The 15,881-nt window shown below is 71.0% G+C and carries 14 protein-coding genes and 1 tRNA gene; 7 read left to right on the top strand and 8 right to left on the bottom strand.

The window, feature by feature from the left end; translation table 11 throughout:
• Positions 1-225: 225 nt before the first annotated feature.
• From AB0I54_RS29830 to AB0I54_RS29805, 6 genes are read left to right on the top strand one after another with little or no spacing between them, the layout of a single operon-like run.
• Positions 226-1,206 carry an MCE family protein gene (locus tag AB0I54_RS29830; RefSeq protein ID WP_363299338.1) on the top strand — a complete coding sequence of 327 codons (981 nt, stop codon included), beginning with the start codon at positions 226-228 and terminating at the stop codon, positions 1,204-1,206.
• On the top strand, positions 1,203-2,327 hold the full coding sequence (locus AB0I54_RS29825; RefSeq protein ID WP_363299287.1) for an MCE family protein: 1,125 nt from the start codon (positions 1,203-1,205) through the stop codon (positions 2,325-2,327). Before AB0I54_RS29830 ends, AB0I54_RS29825 begins: the two co-directional genes overlap by 4 nt.
• Positions 2,324-3,634, top strand: coding sequence for an MCE family protein (locus tag AB0I54_RS29820; protein ID WP_363299286.1), 1,311 nt, complete (start codon positions 2,324-2,326; stop codon positions 3,632-3,634). The genes AB0I54_RS29825 and AB0I54_RS29820 overlap by 4 nt, the downstream gene beginning before the upstream one ends.
• Positions 3,631-4,908: an MlaD family protein gene (locus AB0I54_RS29815; RefSeq protein WP_363299285.1), complete on the top strand. Its 1,278-nt coding sequence runs from the start codon at positions 3,631-3,633 to the stop codon at positions 4,906-4,908. The genes AB0I54_RS29820 and AB0I54_RS29815 overlap by 4 nt, the downstream gene beginning before the upstream one ends.
• Positions 4,905-5,396 carry a hypothetical protein gene (locus AB0I54_RS29810; RefSeq protein ID WP_363299284.1) on the top strand — a complete coding sequence of 164 codons (492 nt, stop codon included), beginning with the start codon at positions 4,905-4,907 and terminating at the stop codon, positions 5,394-5,396. Before AB0I54_RS29815 ends, AB0I54_RS29810 begins: the two co-directional genes overlap by 4 nt.
• Before the next feature lie 60 nt (positions 5,397-5,456).
• Complete coding sequence (locus AB0I54_RS29805) at positions 5,457-6,254, top strand: hypothetical protein (RefSeq protein ID WP_363299283.1); 798 nt, start codon at positions 5,457-5,459, stop codon at positions 6,252-6,254.
• A gap of 47 nt (positions 6,255-6,301) precedes the next feature.
• On the opposite strand, the gene AB0I54_RS29800 is transcribed toward AB0I54_RS29805, so the two are convergent.
• From AB0I54_RS29800 to selD, 8 genes are all read right to left on the bottom strand, one after another.
• Positions 6,302-8,701, bottom strand: coding sequence for a glycosyl hydrolase family 65 protein (locus AB0I54_RS29800; RefSeq protein ID WP_363299282.1), 2,400 nt, complete (start codon positions 8,699-8,701; stop codon positions 6,302-6,304).
• Positions 8,698-9,441, bottom strand: a complete 744-nt coding sequence (locus AB0I54_RS29795) for a beta-phosphoglucomutase family hydrolase (protein ID WP_363299281.1) — start codon at positions 9,439-9,441, stop codon at positions 8,698-8,700. Before AB0I54_RS29795 ends, AB0I54_RS29800 begins: the two co-directional genes overlap by 4 nt.
• Before the next feature lie 177 nt (positions 9,442-9,618).
• Positions 9,619-11,082, bottom strand: a complete 1,464-nt coding sequence (zwf, locus tag AB0I54_RS29790; RefSeq protein ID WP_363299280.1) for a glucose-6-phosphate dehydrogenase — start codon at positions 11,080-11,082, stop codon at positions 9,619-9,621.
• A gap of 3 nt (positions 11,083-11,085) precedes the next feature.
• A complete protein-coding gene (gnd, locus tag AB0I54_RS29785; RefSeq protein WP_363299337.1) occupies positions 11,086-12,099 on the bottom strand; it encodes a phosphogluconate dehydrogenase (NAD(+)-dependent, decarboxylating) in 1,014 nt (337 codons plus the stop codon).
• A gap of 7 nt (positions 12,100-12,106) precedes the next feature.
• A complete protein-coding gene (locus AB0I54_RS29780; protein ID WP_363299279.1) occupies positions 12,107-12,241 on the bottom strand; it encodes a hypothetical protein in 135 nt (44 codons plus the stop codon).
• Positions 12,242-12,326: 85 nt separating this feature from the next.
• Positions 12,327-13,166 (bottom strand): universal stress protein, encoded by an 840-nt coding sequence (locus AB0I54_RS29775; RefSeq protein ID WP_363299278.1) that lies wholly within the window; start codon positions 13,164-13,166, stop codon positions 12,327-12,329.
• Positions 13,167-13,311: 145 nt separating this feature from the next.
• Positions 13,312-14,589 (bottom strand): methyltransferase domain-containing protein, encoded by a 1,278-nt coding sequence (locus tag AB0I54_RS29770; protein ID WP_363299277.1) that lies wholly within the window; start codon positions 14,587-14,589, stop codon positions 13,312-13,314.
• Between the two features lie 141 nt (positions 14,590-14,730).
• Positions 14,731-15,744, bottom strand: coding sequence for a selenide, water dikinase SelD (gene selD / locus AB0I54_RS29765; protein WP_363299276.1), 1,014 nt, complete (start codon positions 15,742-15,744; stop codon positions 14,731-14,733).
• A 34-nt stretch (positions 15,745-15,778) separates the two neighbouring features.
• Between selD and AB0I54_RS29760 the strand changes: the two genes are divergently transcribed.
• A tRNA-Sec gene (locus AB0I54_RS29760) sits at positions 15,779-15,871 on the top strand.
• The last annotated feature ends 10 nt before the right edge of the window (positions 15,872-15,881 follow it).

Below are 15,881 nucleotides of genomic sequence, written 5' to 3'. Positions count from 1 at the left end.
GTCCGCATCGACCCGCCCACGCTCCCGAAGGTACGGCTCCTGCCGCGCCGCGCGCCTCGCCCCCGCCGCCCGGAACCGCTGATCAAGGTCCGCATCGACCCGCCCACGCTCCCGAAGGTACGGCTCCTGCCGCGCCGCGCGCCTCGCCCCCGCCGCCCGGAACCGCTGATCAAGGTCCGCATCGAGCCGCCGCGGCTTCCCCGTGTACGGATACGCCGCCCGCGTCTGGTCCCGTTCCGTGAGCGCAACCCCGTGGTGATCGGGGCCGTCGGCCTCACCACGCTCGCGCTGCTGACCGTGGCCGCCTTCAACGTCGACAGCCTGCCGCTGATCGGTGACGGCGACACGTACAGCGCCGCCTTCTCGGAGGCGGGCGGGCTCAGGCCCGGTGACGAGGTGCGCATCGCCGGGGTCAAGGTCGGCAAGGTCGAGGGCGTCGATCTGGAGGGGGACCACGTCAAGATCACCTTCAAGATCAAGGGTGATCCCGGGTTCGGCACCGAGACCGGCGCCTCCATCCGGGTCAAGACGGTCCTCGGCGCCAAGTACCTCGCGCTGCACCCCAAGGGACCCGGTCAGCTGAAGGCCGGCAGCGAGATACCGCTGAGGAGGACGGTCCCGGCGTACGACGTCGTGCAGGCGTTCAGCGATCTCACCACCACCACGGAACAGGTCGACACCGACCGGCTGGCGAAGGCCCTCGACACCATCTCCACCACGTTCCAGGACTCCCCCGCCGAGGTACGGGCATCCATCAAGGGCCTGTCCAAGATCTCCCGGACGGTGGCCTCACGGGACAAGGCACTCGGTGAACTCCTCGACCACGCGAACGGTGTCACCGGCGTACTGGCCGAGCACACCGACGACTTCACCGCACTGGTCAAGGACGGCGACCAGCTGTTCAAGGAGATCAGCAAGCGGCGCGAGGCGATCCACAAGCTGCTGAAGAGCTCCGCCGCGCTCGGCATCGAACTGTCCGGTCTCGTGGAGGACAACAACAAGGAGATCGGGCCGGCGCTGAAGGGCCTCAACCGCGTGGTCGAGATGCTCGAACGCAATCAGTCGAGCCTCGACCGGAGCGTCGAGCTGCTCGCCCCGTACGTCCGGCTCTTCACCAACACCCTGGGCAACGGCCGCTGGTTCGACTCCTACGTCCAGAACCTGGTCGCCGCTCCGGTGGTGCCGCGCACGGGAGGCTCGCAGTGAACAACCTGAAGCGACGCGTGGCCCTGGTCACCGCACTCGCCCTCGTCGCCGCGCTCACCTACGTGCTGTGGCCGCGCTCCGAGCCCGTGCACGTCACCGCGTACTTCCCGCGCACCGTCGGCATCTATCCCGGCTCGGACGTCCGCGTCCTCGGCGTGCGGATCGGCGAGGTCGAGAAGATCACGCCGGAGGGCGACCGGGTGCGGGTGGAACTGGAGTACGACGCGGGCCGCAAGGTCCCGGCCGACGCCAAGGCCGCGATCATCAACTCCTCCGTGGTCAGCGACCGCTATGTGCAGCTGCTGCCGGTCTACCGCCATGGTCCGGCGATGCGGAACGGTGACGTCATCCCCGAGGCGCGGACAGCCGTACCGGTCGAGCTGGACCGGATCTTCGACAGTCTGCACACGACGGCCGAGGCGCTCGGTCCCAAGGGCGCCAACAAGGACGGCTCGCTGTCACGGCTGCTCGGGGTGAGCGCGGCCAACCTCGACGGCCAGGGCGACAACCTCCATCAGACGGTCGAGGACCTCTCGCAGGCCGTCACCACCCTGTCCGACGGCCGCACCGACCTCTTCGGCACGGTACGTAACCTCCAGGTCTTCACGGCGGCCCTGGCCGCCGACGACCAGAGCGTGCGGTCGTTCAACACCAGCCTCGCCAAGGTCGCCGGGCAGCTCGCGGGCGAACGCAAGGATCTCGCCGCCGCGCTGCTGAATCTGGGGACGGCGCTCGGTGATGTGTCGGACTTCGTGAAGAAGAACAAGAAGTCGCTGACCTCGAACGTGACGGGCCTGAGCAAGGTGACCAAGGTGCTCGTCACCCAACGGGCCGCACTGGACGAGCTGTTGAAGGTCGCCCCCACGGGTCTGTCGAACCTGAACAACGCCTACAACCCGTCCGCGGGCACCCTCGACACCCGCAACAACCCCGACCAGCCGCAGGATCCGGCCTCACTGCTGTGCTCCGTGCTGAGGACGACCGGCGACGAAGGCGGCAAGAACCCCGACTGCAAGGAGCTGAAGGAACTCTTCGACTCCCTGCCGAAGGTGCCTCAGGGGTCAGCGGTGACGGGCACGGTCGACCGGACGCTCGGCGGAATCCTGGGGGCGAGCGCATGAACGCACTGCGCAAGGGCGGGGCGCTCGCCTGGGCGGCCGTCGGCTCGCTGCTGCTGTCCGGCTGCGAGTTCAACGGCTGGTACGACGTCCAGCTGCCGGGCGGAGCCGCCGCCGACGGCCACGCCTACCACGTCACCGTCGAGTTCCGTGACGTCCTCGACCTGGTCCCGCAGTCGGCGGTGAAGGTCAACAACGTCACCGTGGGCGCCGTGGAGAAGGTCGAGCTGGACGGCTGGCACGCGCGCGTACGACTGAGGGTCGCCGACTCGGTGAGGCTGCCCGCCAACGCGGTCGCCGAGCTGCGGCAGACCAGCATGCTCGGCGAGAAGTACGTAGCCCTCTCCGCCCCGTCCGGTACGGCCCCCGTGGGCCGGCTCGGCGACGGCGACCGCATCCCGCTCTCCCGCAGCGGCCGCAACCCGGAGATCGAGGAGGTGCTGTCCGCACTGTCCGCGCTCCTCAACGGCGGCGGAGTGGCCCAGCTCAAGACCATCACCGTGGAGCTGAACAAGGCCCTGGACGGCCGCGAGAACCGGGTGAGGTCGCTGCTCAAGGAGCTGAACACGTTCATCGGCGGTCTGGACGACCAGCGCAAGGACATCGTCCGCGCCCTCAAGGCCGTCGACCGCCTGGCCCAGCGGCTCGGGAAGGAGAAGAAGACGATCGCCCAGGCCGTGGACACGATGCCGCCCGCCCTGAAGGTCCTCGCCGACCAGCGGCGCGATCTGACGAAGATGCTCACGGCCCTGTCGAAGCTGGGCACGACGGGCACCAAGGTGGTCGAGGCCTCGCACGACGACACGGTCGCGAACCTCGAAAAGCTGCGGCCGATCCTGCGGCAGCTGAACAAGGCGGGCGACGACCTCCCCAACTCCCTGGAGCTGCTGACCACTTATCCCTTCCCGCGCAACGCGGTGGACGCCGTCAAGGGCGACTACGTCAACCTGGACATCACCGCCGACCTCGATCTGTCTGACCTCTACGGGAATCTGACGGGCGGGTCCGGCAAGCCCGGCGGGGGAAACGGCGGTTCCCAGCAGCCCGGGACTCCCGACCTGCCGGAGCTCCCGGACGTGCCGGGCGTTCCGACACCCACGGCGCTGCCGAGCACGCCCGGCCTGCCGTCCGCTTCGGTGCCGTCGGCCCCGCCGGCCCCGTCAGGCGGGGGCGGGCCGCTCTGCCCGCCGGTGTGCACCAGCGCCTACACCGCCCGAGGAACGCTGCCCGAGGGGTCCGAGGGGCCCCAGATTCCCGAGGGGATAGATCTCGCGCTCGCGGAGCTGATGCTGAAGGGGGTTCAGCCGTGATCACACGGACGGTCAAGGCCCAACTGCTCGCCTTCGCCACCGTCACCGCCGTCGGGGTGTCCTACGTCGGCGCCGAGTACACCGGTCTGCTCGACGACATCCTGGACCGCGGCTACACAGTGCGGGCGGACTTCGCCGACTCCGGGGGAATCTTCCCGGGCGCCGAGGTCACCTACCGGGGGGTGCCGGTGGGCCGGGTCGGCACGCTGCGGCTGACGGACTCCGGCGGCATCTCGGTCTCCCTCGACATCGAGGACGGCACGCCGCGCATCCCCGCGGACACCCTCGCCGTGGTCGCGAACCGTTCGGCGGTGGGCGAGCAGTACGTCGATCTGCAGCCCCGCACGTCCAACGGCCCGTACCTGCTCGACGGAAGCGCCATCCCGCGCGGCAGCACCCGCGTACCACTGCCCACGACGGACCTGGTCCTCAGTCTGGACCGGCTCGTGAACTCGGTCGGCAAGGACGATCTGCGCGTCACCGTCGACGAGTTGGGCCGGGCCTTCTCCGGAACCGGACCGAACCTCAGCCGACTGGTGGACTCGGGCAACGCGCTCGTCGCGTCGGCGTCGGACTCACTGCCCCAGACGATCTCGCTCATCGAGGACTCGCGAAAGGTCCTCAAGACGCAGGCCGACCAGGGCTCCTCCATCAAGTCGTTCGCGCACGACCTGGCGGCGCTCACCGCGCAGTTGAAGTCGAGCGACGGGGACCTGCGCAAGCTGATCGGCAACGCGACGCCGGCCGCGCAACAGGTGAACTCGCTGTTGAAGTCCACCGGGCCACGGCTGTCGGTCCTGCTGGCCAACCTGATCAGCGGCGGCCAGGTCACGCTGGCGCGCCTGCCGGGTGTGGAGCAGGCGCTCGTCACCTTCCCTGCGCTGGTCTCGGGCAGTTACACCGTCGTCCCGGGCGACGGCACGACTCACTTCGGCCTGGTGGTCAACGCCGACGACCCGCCGCCGTGCACCCAGGGCTACGGAACGGCGCGCCGTGACCCGGCGGACACCAGCACGCGCGAGGCGAACACCGACGCGCGCTGCACGGCCCCGCGCGGGGGCAAGTCGTCGGTCCGGGGCGCCCAGAACGCCCCCGGCCCCACGGCAGCTCCCGGCGGCGCCAACCGGACGGCGTACGTCACGCCGTACGACCCGGAGACCGGCACCGCCACCGGCCCGGACGGAAGGCCCGTCGAGATCGGCTCCTCGGGCGGCCAGCAGGCGGTCTTCGGAAAGGAGTCATGGCAATGGTTGCTCGTCGGACCGATGGCATGAGCAGGGCCCTGTCGGGCACGGCCGGGTCGGTGGGGCTCGTCGTGGCGACCGTCCTCACGATCGCGCTGACGATCTGGCTGAGCCTCGCGCTCCACGACCAGCACGAGACGGAGCAGCGGCGCCAGGACATCCTGGCCGCGGCCCGCCAGTCGGCGCTGAACTTCACCTCGCTCGACTACCGGCACTACGGCCGGGACAGCGCGAACGTCCTCGAAGGCGCCACCGGCGACTTCAAGAAGCAGTTCGCCGCGCAGACCGAGGAGCTGACCAAGCTCGTCGCCCAGAACGAATCCGTGTCCGAGGGCCAGGTCCTGGAAGCGGGCATCGTCCGGTCCGACGAACACTCGGCGCGTGTCCTGGTGGTCGCCGACAGCAAGGTGACCAATACGGCCGCGCCCAAGGGCGAGGCGCGCACATACCGGCTGCAGCTCGACCTGGTGTACCGGGACGGCCGCTGGCTGACGTCCGACGTCGAGTTCGTCGGCTGACCCCACCCACCAGCCTCCGCCCTCCCCCCTCCCGCCCTGCAAGACACGAGGAGTAAGACCGTGGCGAAGACGACCACCCGAGGCCGCGGCTCCGGTTCCGGCACCCGGCGCACCATGACCGCTGCCGCCCGCGCGGCGGCCAAGCGCGCGGAGCGCGGAAACAGCGAACCCGGGCCGACGGCCACCGATGAGACCGTCCCGGGCCGCCTCGCAACGCGCGACGCCGGACGCACCGTGCTCATCGAGCCCCCGAAGCACGGCTGGGACGACCCGCCCGAGCCCTCGCCGGAGTCCTTCGAGGCGGAGGATGCCCCGCAGGAGGAAGGCGAGCCCGGCCCCAAAACGCCGACGCGGCGCACTCGTCGACGACTGCTCACCGCGGTCCTGTGCGTCCTGCTCGTGGCGGGCCTGATCGCGGCGGCCGTGCTCGGCTGGCGGTACCGGCAGGGCGTGGAGGCCGAGCAGGCACGAGGGCAGGCGCTCGCGGCCGCGCAACAGGCGGCGCCCGTCGTGCTGTCGTACGACTACCGGCATCTGTCCCGCGACTTCGCCGCGGCAAGCACCTGGCTCACCGGGCACTTCCGCGACCAGTACGGCAAGACCACGACGACGGTGGTCGGCCCGACGGCCAGGAAGTACCACGGGGTCGTGAAGGCAACGGTGGCGACGCCGACCGACGGCCCTGCCGCAGCCTCAGTGATCTCGGCATCGGCGGACCGGGCCGTGGTCCTCCTCTTCGTCAACCAACTGACCACCAGCACCCAGGTCTCGGGCTCCCGCCTGGACCTGAACCGGGTACGGATGACACTGACCCACACGTCCGACGGCTGGAAGGTGAGCGCGGTCGACGCACTCTGACACGAACATCACCGTCCCGGACCGGGCTTCCTCCTCCTTGCTCCCGCTCATTGCTCCTGGGGCGCGCCCCAGGATTCCTCGCCGCCGGGCAGTCCGACCGGGCGCCGGCCCCGGGGCTGCTGCGGCTCGGGGCGGGCGGGTACCGGAGGTACCGGGCGGTCCAGTGGTGTACCGGTGGTCAGGGTCATCGGCTCACCGTGGTGCAGTACCTCCAGCGGGTCGCCTTCCTCCAGGATGTAGCGTGCGTTGGCCGGGCCGATGTCCACCTTCAGCCGGCGCCCGCGTACCGTCACCGTGAACGCCAGCCGGGACAGCGCTTCGGGCAGGCGCGGCACGAAGCCCAGCCGGTCCGGATGCCCCTCCTCACCGGCGTGCCGGCGCATGCCGCCGAAGCCGATGACCAGCGCGATCCAGGTGCCGGCGAGCGAGGCGATGTGCAGCCCGTCGCGGGTGTTGTGCTCCAGGTCCTCCAGGTCCATCAGCGCCGCCTCGCTGAGGTACGCGTAGGCCAACCGCAGATGTCCGGTCTCGGCGGCCAGCGCCGCCTGGCAGCACGCCGACAGGGAGGAGTCGCGGACGGTGAGGGCCTCGTAGTAGGCGAAGTTGCGGGCCTTCTCCTGGTCGGTGAAGGCGTTGGGGCACACCATCATCGCCAGTACCACGTCGGCCTGCTTGACCACCTGCTTGCGGTACAGGTCGAAGTAGGGATAGTGGAGCAGCAGGGGGTAGTTCTCGGGCGGGGTCTCGTCGAAGTCCCAGTGCTGGAAGCGGGTGAAGCCGGCCGACTGCTCGTGCACGCCGAGGCCTTCGTCGTACGGCAGCGCCATGCGGCTCGCGGCATCCCGCCAGGCAGCCGTCTCCTCGTCGTCGACGCCTAGTTCCTCGGCCCGGTCCGGGTGGCGCGTGGCCGTTTCCGCCGCGGCCAGCAGGTTCTGGCGTGCCATCAGGTTGGTGTAGAGGTTGTCCCGTGCGATGGCGCTGTATTCGTCGGGTCCGGTGACCCCGTCGATGTGGAAGACGCCCTCAGCGTCGTGGTGGCCTAGGGAGCGCCACAACCGGGCGGTCTCCACCAGGAGTTCCAGTCCCTCACCGCGCTCGAACTCCTCGTCGCCGCTCGCCATGACGTACCGGACGGCGGCCATGGCGATGTCGGCGTTCACATGGAAGGCGGCCGTCCCGGCCGGCCAGTAGGCGGAACACTCGGCGCCGTTGATGGTCCGCCAGGGGAAGGTCGCCCCCGCCAGGCCCAGTTGGCGTGCCCGTTCCTGGGCAGCCGGCAGGGTTCCGTGCCGCCATCTCAGCACCGGGGCGACGGTCTGCGGCGCGGTGTACGTGAGCACGGGCAGCACATAGGACTCGGTGTCCCAGAAGGAGTGGCCGTCGTACCCGGTTCCGGTCAGTCCCTTCGCGGGGATCGCCCGTTCCTCCCCGCGGGCGGCCGCCTGGAGTACGTGGAACAGGGCGAACCGTACGGCCTGCTGGATCTGCGCGTCGCCCTCCACCTCGACGTCCGCGCCGGCCCAGAACTCGTCGAGGTAGGCCCGCTGTTGGGCGACCAGCCCCTCCCAGCCGACACTGACGGCGGCCGCCACCGCCCCGTCGACCTGGTCGTGCACCGCGGGCAGCGAGCGCTGCCCGGACCATCCGTAGGCGACGAACTTGACCAGCCGCAGCCGCTGCCCGGGCGCCAGGTCCGCGGTCACCGTCAGGCGGCTGACGTCCGGCTCGCACTGAGCCGTCCACCGGGTGCCGTCGGGCCCCTCGATGAGATGGTCGGCCGCCGCTCCCACGCGCAGTGCGCTGCGCTCGGTGCGGTGCACGAGCCGAAGCCGGGTGTCCTGGGCGAAATTCTCCTCCGCCGTCAGCGGGGACTCGGTCGCCGCGGCGACCCGCGGGTCGCCCTCGGTGTGCGGCAGCGGTTCGTTGGCGACGAGTTCGGACTGCACGGCCACCGTGGCCGATCCGTCGACCGGCTCGACCTCGTACATCACCGCGGCCACGGCCCGTTGGGTGAAGGACACCAGGCGCCGTGAGGTGATGCGGACGGTCCGCCCGCCGGGCGTGGTCCACCGCGCCTTCCGGCTGAGCACACCGGAGCGGAAGTCCAGGACCCTTTCGTGGGCCTGGAGTTGCCCGTAGCGCAGGTCGCACGGGTGGTCGTCGACCAGCAGCCGGATGACCTTGCCGTCGGTGACGTTGATCATCGTCTCGCCGGACTCGGGATAGCCGTAGCCCGCTTCCGCATACGGCAGTGGATGCCGCTCGTACACACCGTTGAGGTAGGCGCCGGGCAGCCCGTGGGGTTCCCCCTCGTCGAGGTTCCCGCGCCACCCGACGTGCCCGTTGGACAGGGCGAACACGGATTCGCTCTGGGCGAGTACATCCAGGTTCAGCTCGGTCTCGCGCAGGCACCAGGGCTCGACCGTGTAACTGGGATGGGTGATCACCGCGACTCCAGGAGTTCGGCCAGGTCACTTACCACGACGTCCGCGCCGTGCGCCCTCAGCTGCTCCGCCTGGCCCATCCGGTCGACCCCCACGACCATGCCGAACCGTCCGGCCCGCCCCGCCTCCACACCGGCCAGGGCGTCCTCGAACACGGCCGCCGCGGCCGGCTCCACCCCCAGGACCCGGGCCGCCTCCAGGTAGGTGTCCGGAGCCGGTTTCCCGTGCAGCTCGCGCTCGCGCGCCACGATCCCGTCGATCCGCTCGTCGAACAGTTCCTCGATGCCGGCCGCCACCAGGACATCTCGGCAGTTGGCGCTGGACGACACCACCGCGCTTCGCAGGCCGGCCTTCCGTACCTCGTGCACGAACCTGACCGAGCCTTCGTAGGGCTCCACCCCGTCCTCGCGAATCCGGCGCAGCACCAGGTTGTTCTTGCGGGTGCCCAGCCCGTTCACGGTCTCGGCCTCCGGCGGGTCGTCCGGCGATCCCTCGGGCAGGTGCACTCCGCGTGCGGCGAGAAAGGTGCGCACCCCGTCCTCGCGGGGGCGCCCGTCCACGTACTCGTCGTAGTCGCCGACCGCGTCGAACGGTACGAACGCGGTCCCCTCACGCGCCGCCCGCTCGCGGAGATAGCCGTCGAACATCTCCTTCCAGGCTGCCGCATGCACCTTCGCGGTCTGGGTGAGCACCCCGTCGAGGTCGAACAGACAGGCACGTACGTGATCAGGAAGACCCAGCATGGCGTCGAGGCTAGAAGCGCCCGGTGGGTTGCGTCGGGCAGTCGTCACCCGGCGCGCCGGAAGGAACCCGCTCGGTCGAGGCGCAGGCGGCATCCGGAGCAAAGCGGCCGGACGACCCAATGGCCGGTAGTGGTCCGTTGGCCGGTAGTGGTCTGTCGGTCAGCGGTGGTCCGTTGCTCAGTGCTGGTCCGGAAGACTCCACCGGTAGGGGGCGATGAGCTGCTGGATCCGGTCGGGCCCCCAAGAACCCGGCTCGTAGAGCTCCACGGGCGGCGGGTCCTTCAGCAGCGGCGTGGCCGCCTCCCACAGACGTTCGATGCCGTCCGAACGGGTGAACAGGGACTGGTCCCCCAGCATGGCGTCCAGGATGAGCCGTTCGTAGCCCTCCAGCGCGTGCTCCTCGTTGTACGAGCCCGCGTACCGGAAGACCATCTCGGCGTGCTCCAGCCGCATCGCGGGTCCGGGTTCCTTGGTGAGGAACCGGGCCGTGATGCTTCCGGGATCGTCGAAGTCGATCACCAGTGCGTTGCCGCGCGCGCCGGCGCATTGGTCGACGGCCACCGGGAACATCCGCAGCACCGGCTCGCGGAAGCCCAGGGTGACCACGTGTCGGCCCTGCGCGAGGGACTTGCCGGACCGCAGGAAGAAGGGCACGCCGGCCCAGCGCCAGTTGTCCAGTTCGACGCGCAGGGCGACGAAGGTCTCGGTGTCCGAGTGCGGGTCCACGCCCGGTTCGTCGCGGTAGCCCGTGTACTGGCCGCGGACGACGTGGGCGGGGTCCAGTGGCCGCAGGGACTGGAACACCTTCTCCTTCTCGTCCCGCAGCGCGTGCGCGTCGAGCCTGGTCGGGGGTTCCATCGCCACGAAGCCCATGAGCTGGAAGAGATGAGTGACGATCATGTCCCGGAAGGTGCCGGTCCCTTCGAAGAAGCGGGCCCGGCCCTCGATGCCGATCTGCTCCGGTACGTCGATCTGCACATGGCTGATGTGGTCCCGGTTCCAGATGGGTTCGAACAGGCCGTTGGCGAACCTCAGGGCCAGGATGTTGTCCACCGACTCCTTGCCCAGGAAGTGGTCGATGCGGAAGATCCTCGACTCGTCGAAGACGGCGTGGATGGTGGCGTTCAGGGCCCGGGCCGACGGCAGGTCGGTGCCGAAGGGCTTCTCCACGATCACCCGCGCGTTCTGTGCGAGTCCCGTGTCGCCGAGCAGTTGGACGACGGAGGAGAAGGCGACCGGCGGCACGGCCAGGTGGAAGAGGCGGCGCGGCCGGCCGCCGAGCTCCTGCTCGGCCTTCTGGACGGCGGCCAGCAGCGGCTGCGGATCCTCCGGGTCCGCGGCACCGAAACTGAGCGCCGCTTCGAACGCCTCCCACTCCTCTCCCTGCGGTTTCGACCGGCCGAACTCCGCGACCGCATCGCGGGCGTGCGTGCGGAACTCCTCGTCGCTGAGGGCGTCGGCGCCGGGCGCGGATCCCACCACGCGGTAGTGCTCGGGCATGAGTCCGGCGTGGGCCAGATGGAACAGTCCGGGCAGCAGTTTGCGGCGGGCCAGGTCGCCGGTCGCGCCGAAGAGCACGATCACATGGTCGTCCGGGCGCGGCTCCGAAGATGAACTCCGGGTGGGGGTCGGCTGCGCCACGGTTCAGCCCGCCTTCTCGACGTGCCCGCCGAACTCACCGCGCATCGCGGACAGCAGTTTGTCGGTGAACTCGCCCAGTCCGCGCGAGGCGTACCGCTGGTAGAGGGCCGTGGTGATCACGGGCGCGGGCACGCTCTCGTCGACCGCCGCCAGCACGGTCCAGCGGCCCTCCCCGGAATCGGAGACCCGGCCGGCGAAACCGTCGAGCTCCGGCGACCTGGCCAGCGCGTCGGCGACCAGGTCGACCAGCCAGGAACCGACCACCGAACCGCGCCGCCACACCTCGGCGACCTCGGCGACGTCGATCTCGTAGGAATAGGCGTCGGGATCGCGCAGCGGGGCGGTCTCCGCGTCGACCGTCCGCTTGCGCAGTCCCGCGTCGGCGTGCTTGATGACGCTCAGGCCTTCGGCGATGGCGGCCATCATCCCGTACTCCACGCCGTTGTGGACCATCTTCACGAAGTGGCCGGCGCCGCTGGGCCCGCAGTGCAGATAGCCGTCGGGGGCGGTGCCGGACGTCGTGGTCCGGCCGGGAGTGGGTTCCGCGCAGCCGGCGCCGGGGGCGATCGTCCGCAGGAGGGGGTCCAGGCGCTGGACCGCCTCCGGGTCTCCGCCGACCATCAGGCAGTATCCGCGCTCCAGGCCCCAGACGCCCCCGGAGGTGCCGCAGTCCACGTAGTGGATACCGCTCGGCGCGAGCTGCTGGGAGCGGGTGATGTCGTCGCGGTAGTAGGAGTTGCCGCCGTCGATCACGGTGTCCTCGGGCGCGAGCAGGCCGGCCAGTTCGTCGACGGTGCCCTGCACCACGCCCGCGGGCAGCATCAGCCAGATGTTCCGCGGCCGGTCGAGTTTGCCGACGAGGTCCTTCAGGGAGGACGCACCGGTGGCACCCTCCTGCTCCAACTCGCCGACGGCATCGGCGTCGAGGTCGTACACCACACAGGTGTGGCCGTCGCGCATGAGTCGGCGCACCAGGTTGGCGCCCATGCGTCCGAGCCCGACCATGCCGAGTTGCATGGGGGTGTTAGTGCTCATGGTCTGCCTCCCGCGCACTGGGGCGTCCTGGCTCCGCCTGCTGGACGGTGGCCCTGCACAGACCGCGCATGGTGTCCACCGGCAGCAGGTCCTGGTCGGTCATGGGCAGCGGGTCCGATCCCATCGGTACTCCTGCGCTTCCAGTACACGCCAGATCACCGGTGCCCGCATGCCCATGGCAGTCGGCCTAGTCGCCGGGGCCGGGCCGGTCAGGCGTGCGGGACGACGGCAACGGGGCAGTCCGCGTGGTGGAGCACCGCATGGGCAACGGCACCGAGATGGCCCAGCCGTTGCCGGCCCCTGCGCCGGCCCACCACCGTGATGCCGGCTCCGGCCGCGGCCTCGACGAGTCGGCCGGCCGCCCGTCCTGCGGTGGCCTCCTCCTGTACCTCCACCTGGGGGAAGCGCTCGCGGTAGGGCCGCACGGCCTCGCTCAGCGCCGCCCTGCCCGCCTCCGCCTCCTTGCTGCCCTCGCCGTGCGGGTGCATGGGGTGATGCAGGGCGGTCAGGCCCCAGGTGTGCAGCACATGCACGGGTACGGAGCGCCGTGCGGCGAAGTCGAAGGCGAACTGGAGCAGTTCCTCGCCGGGAGACCGGATGTCCAGACCCACGACGACACGGCCGCCCTCGTCCGGCTTGCTCCCGCGTACCAACACGACCGGACTGTGCGCCTCCGCCGTCACCTCCTGGCCCACGGAGCCGACCGTGTAGCCCGCGCCGGAGCCGTACGACCCGAGCACCACGAGGTCGGCATCGGCGGAAGCGGACACCAGTACCGAGTCGGGCGCGTCCTCGATCTCCTCCTCGCTGGTGGTGATCCCGCTGCGGCGGGACCGGGCCCGATCCGTCATGGTGTCGAGCAGGTCCTGCGCGCGTGCGGCCAGCACGTCCCGGGACGGCCGGACCGCCACGAGGGCGTGCTCCTGCCAGAGCGAGGCGTTCACCAGGCGCAGTTCGGCATTCCGTAGCGCGGCTTCGTCCGCGGCCCAGTCCACCGCCCTCATGCTCTCTTCGGAGCCGTCCACTCCCACCGCGATGCGTCCCGGCATGGCTGCTTCTCCTCGTGTAGGGGTCATGCACGGTGGCCGCCTAGGCCATGGGCCCGGAGGGCGCCCACAAGGAGCCACAATGCATGTCGAATCATGCCATTTCGGGCGCGTCGGGCGAGGTATCTCTGGCCGACCGCATCCAGGCTCAACCGCCGTGGCGGGCCGCGCGGGCCAGGAAGTGGTGCGGGGCGTCCTCGTAGGACGTCAGGTCCCAGCCGACGGCCGGCAGCGCGGGCCGCAGATTCTCCTGGGCCAGCGGGTCGTCCGGGTCGAGGGGGCGGCCGTGACGGGCGGCACGTTCGGCGCGGCCGGAGGGGTGGAAGAGCAGCAGGACCCCGCCGGGAGCGGTCACCCTGGCCCACTCGCGCAGGGCCGCGGCGGGGTCGGGGACATGGTTGACCGGGCCCGCGCTGAACACGCCGTCCACCGCGCCGTCCTGCAGCGGCAGCCGGCATGCGTCGGCCAGCAGCAAGGAGCCGTCCGCGTCACGGCCTTCGCGCGTCACGGCCGTGAGCATCGCGGGCGTGAGGTCGATGCCGAGCACGATGCCCCCGTCACCGACTTGGGCGCGCAGTGCGGGCAGCACCCGGCCGGTGCCGCAGCCCACGTCCAGGACACGCTGCCCGGGGCGCAGGTCCATCCGCTCGGCCGCCGCCGCGTACCGGGGTCCGTCGTCGGCGAAGCGCTCCTCCCAGGTGGCCGCCCGCCGGGTGAAGAACGCACGGGTGGCCGTCCGCTCGGCCCGCTCCGCGACGAAGACGGCGAAGCGCTTGAACAAGCCGTCGCGGTGCTGGGCCACCGCGGCCAGTTCTGCGGGCGCGGACGCCGGCGGATCCGGTGCCGAGGCCGCCCCTTCCGGAAAGACCCCGGCGAAGGCGTCGACCGCCGTCTTGTCCGTCTCCAGATGGAACTGGATCCCCCACGCGGAGCCGCCGATCCGGAACGCCTGCACCGGGTGGCGGTCGCAGGACGCCAGTGGCGTCGCCGTCGCCGGAAGGTCCATCGTGTCGCTGTGCCAGTGCGGCAGCCGCGGCCGCTCGGGCACGTCCGCCAGCAGTGGGTCGGTCCGCGCGGCCGCGGTCATCCGCACATCGCCCCAGCCGATCCGCACGCCGGCGCCGGACCGGGCGGCACCGCCCGCCGCGACCGCCAGCAACTGCGCGCCCAGGGACACTCCCAGCACCGGCACCTCGGCCTCCAAAGCGGCCCGCAGCAGCGCCAGTTCCGCGCCGCGGCCCGGGAAGTCCCCGTAGGCGGCCATCGGCCCGCCCATCACCACCAGGGCCACCATGTCGTCCACGGTGTCCGGTACCCGGTCACCGGCCCAGGCCCGGCAGACACGGACCGGCAGCCCGGCCGATTCACATGCGGCACCCATGGCGTACGGCCCTTCATGCGGGGCGTTCTCCACGATCTGGATCACGGGCCACCACCTCCTGCACGACCGTACCCGGGCAGCGCTCACGAGAAAACGCAAATGCGAGAAGAACGGCAGACAACAGATTGAATCTGCGAATCTGTATCCCGACTTCACCATGCAAGTGCGTATCAGTCGGCGCGGCGATCACCTGAGCACGATCGAGTGCGCCCCGGGCGGCACCAACTCGCCCACCACCGGCGCTCCGGGCACCTCTCCGGCGACCAGCAGTCCGCCGGAGGTCTGCGCGTCGGCCAGCAGCAGCCGGGTGTCGGTGTCCGTGTCCCCGAAGTCGGTGTGGGGCGCCACCCACTCCAGGTTGCGCCGGGTGCCGCCGCTGACGTACCCGTCCCGGACCGCCTCCCTGGCACCGTCGAGGTAGGGCACGGCGGCGGTGTCGAGCACGGCCGTCACGCCGGACGCCCGGGCCAGCTTGTGCAGATGGCCGAGGAGGCCGAAGCCGGTGACGTCGGTGGCGCAGGTGGCGCCGGCCGCGAGGGCGGCCACGGACGCGTCCCGGTTCAGGGCCGTCATGGTCGCGATCGCCTGCTCGAACCGCTCGCCGGTGGCCTTGTGCCGGTTGTTGAGGACACCCAGGCCGAGTGGTTTGGTCAGCGAAAGGGGCAGGCCGGGGCGGCCGGCGTCGTTGCGCAGCAGCCTCGCCGGGTCGGCCAGTCCGGTGACGGCCATGCCGTACTTGGGTTCGGGGTCGTCGACGCTGTGCCCGCCGCCGATGTGACAGCCCGCCTCCGTGGCCACGTCCAGTCCGCCGCGCAGCACCTCGCGGGCCAGATCGAAGGCCAACCGGTCGCGGGGCCAGGCCAGGAGGTTGACGGCGAGCAGGGGGTGGCCGCCCATCGCGTACACGTCGGACAGGGCGTTGGCGGCCGCGATGCGTCCCCAGTCGTACGGGTCGTCGACGACGGGCGTGAAGAAGTCGGCTGTGCATACGAGCGCCGTACCCGGATGCTCGGGCAGGGCGGCGACGGCCGCGTCGTCGCCGGTGGCGAGGCCGACCAGCAGCGGGGTGTCGCCGCCCGCAAGCGGTGCGCCCAGACCGCTGACGACCTCCTCCAGCTCTCCGGGCGGGATCTTGCAGGCGCAGCCGCCGCCGTGGGCGAACTGCGTGAGCCGTACGGAGGCTTGGCGGGTCGGTGTCATATCGGTCTCCCGGGGAACTAGCCTGGCGGTCGCTGGAGGCGTGTGGGTGCCTGGTGGCCCTCCCGGTCTTCAAAACCGAGGTGCCCGAGGATCTCGGGCAGGCGGGTTCGATTCCCGTCCGCCTCCGCTCGCCGCAC

It is taken from the genome of Streptomyces sp. NPDC050625 (assembly GCF_040654755.1).
Classification (GTDB): Bacteria; Actinomycetota; Actinomycetes; order Streptomycetales; family Streptomycetaceae; genus Streptomyces.
Note: the sequence above shows the minus strand (reverse complement) of the source record. Positions and strands in the feature narration are given on the sequence as shown.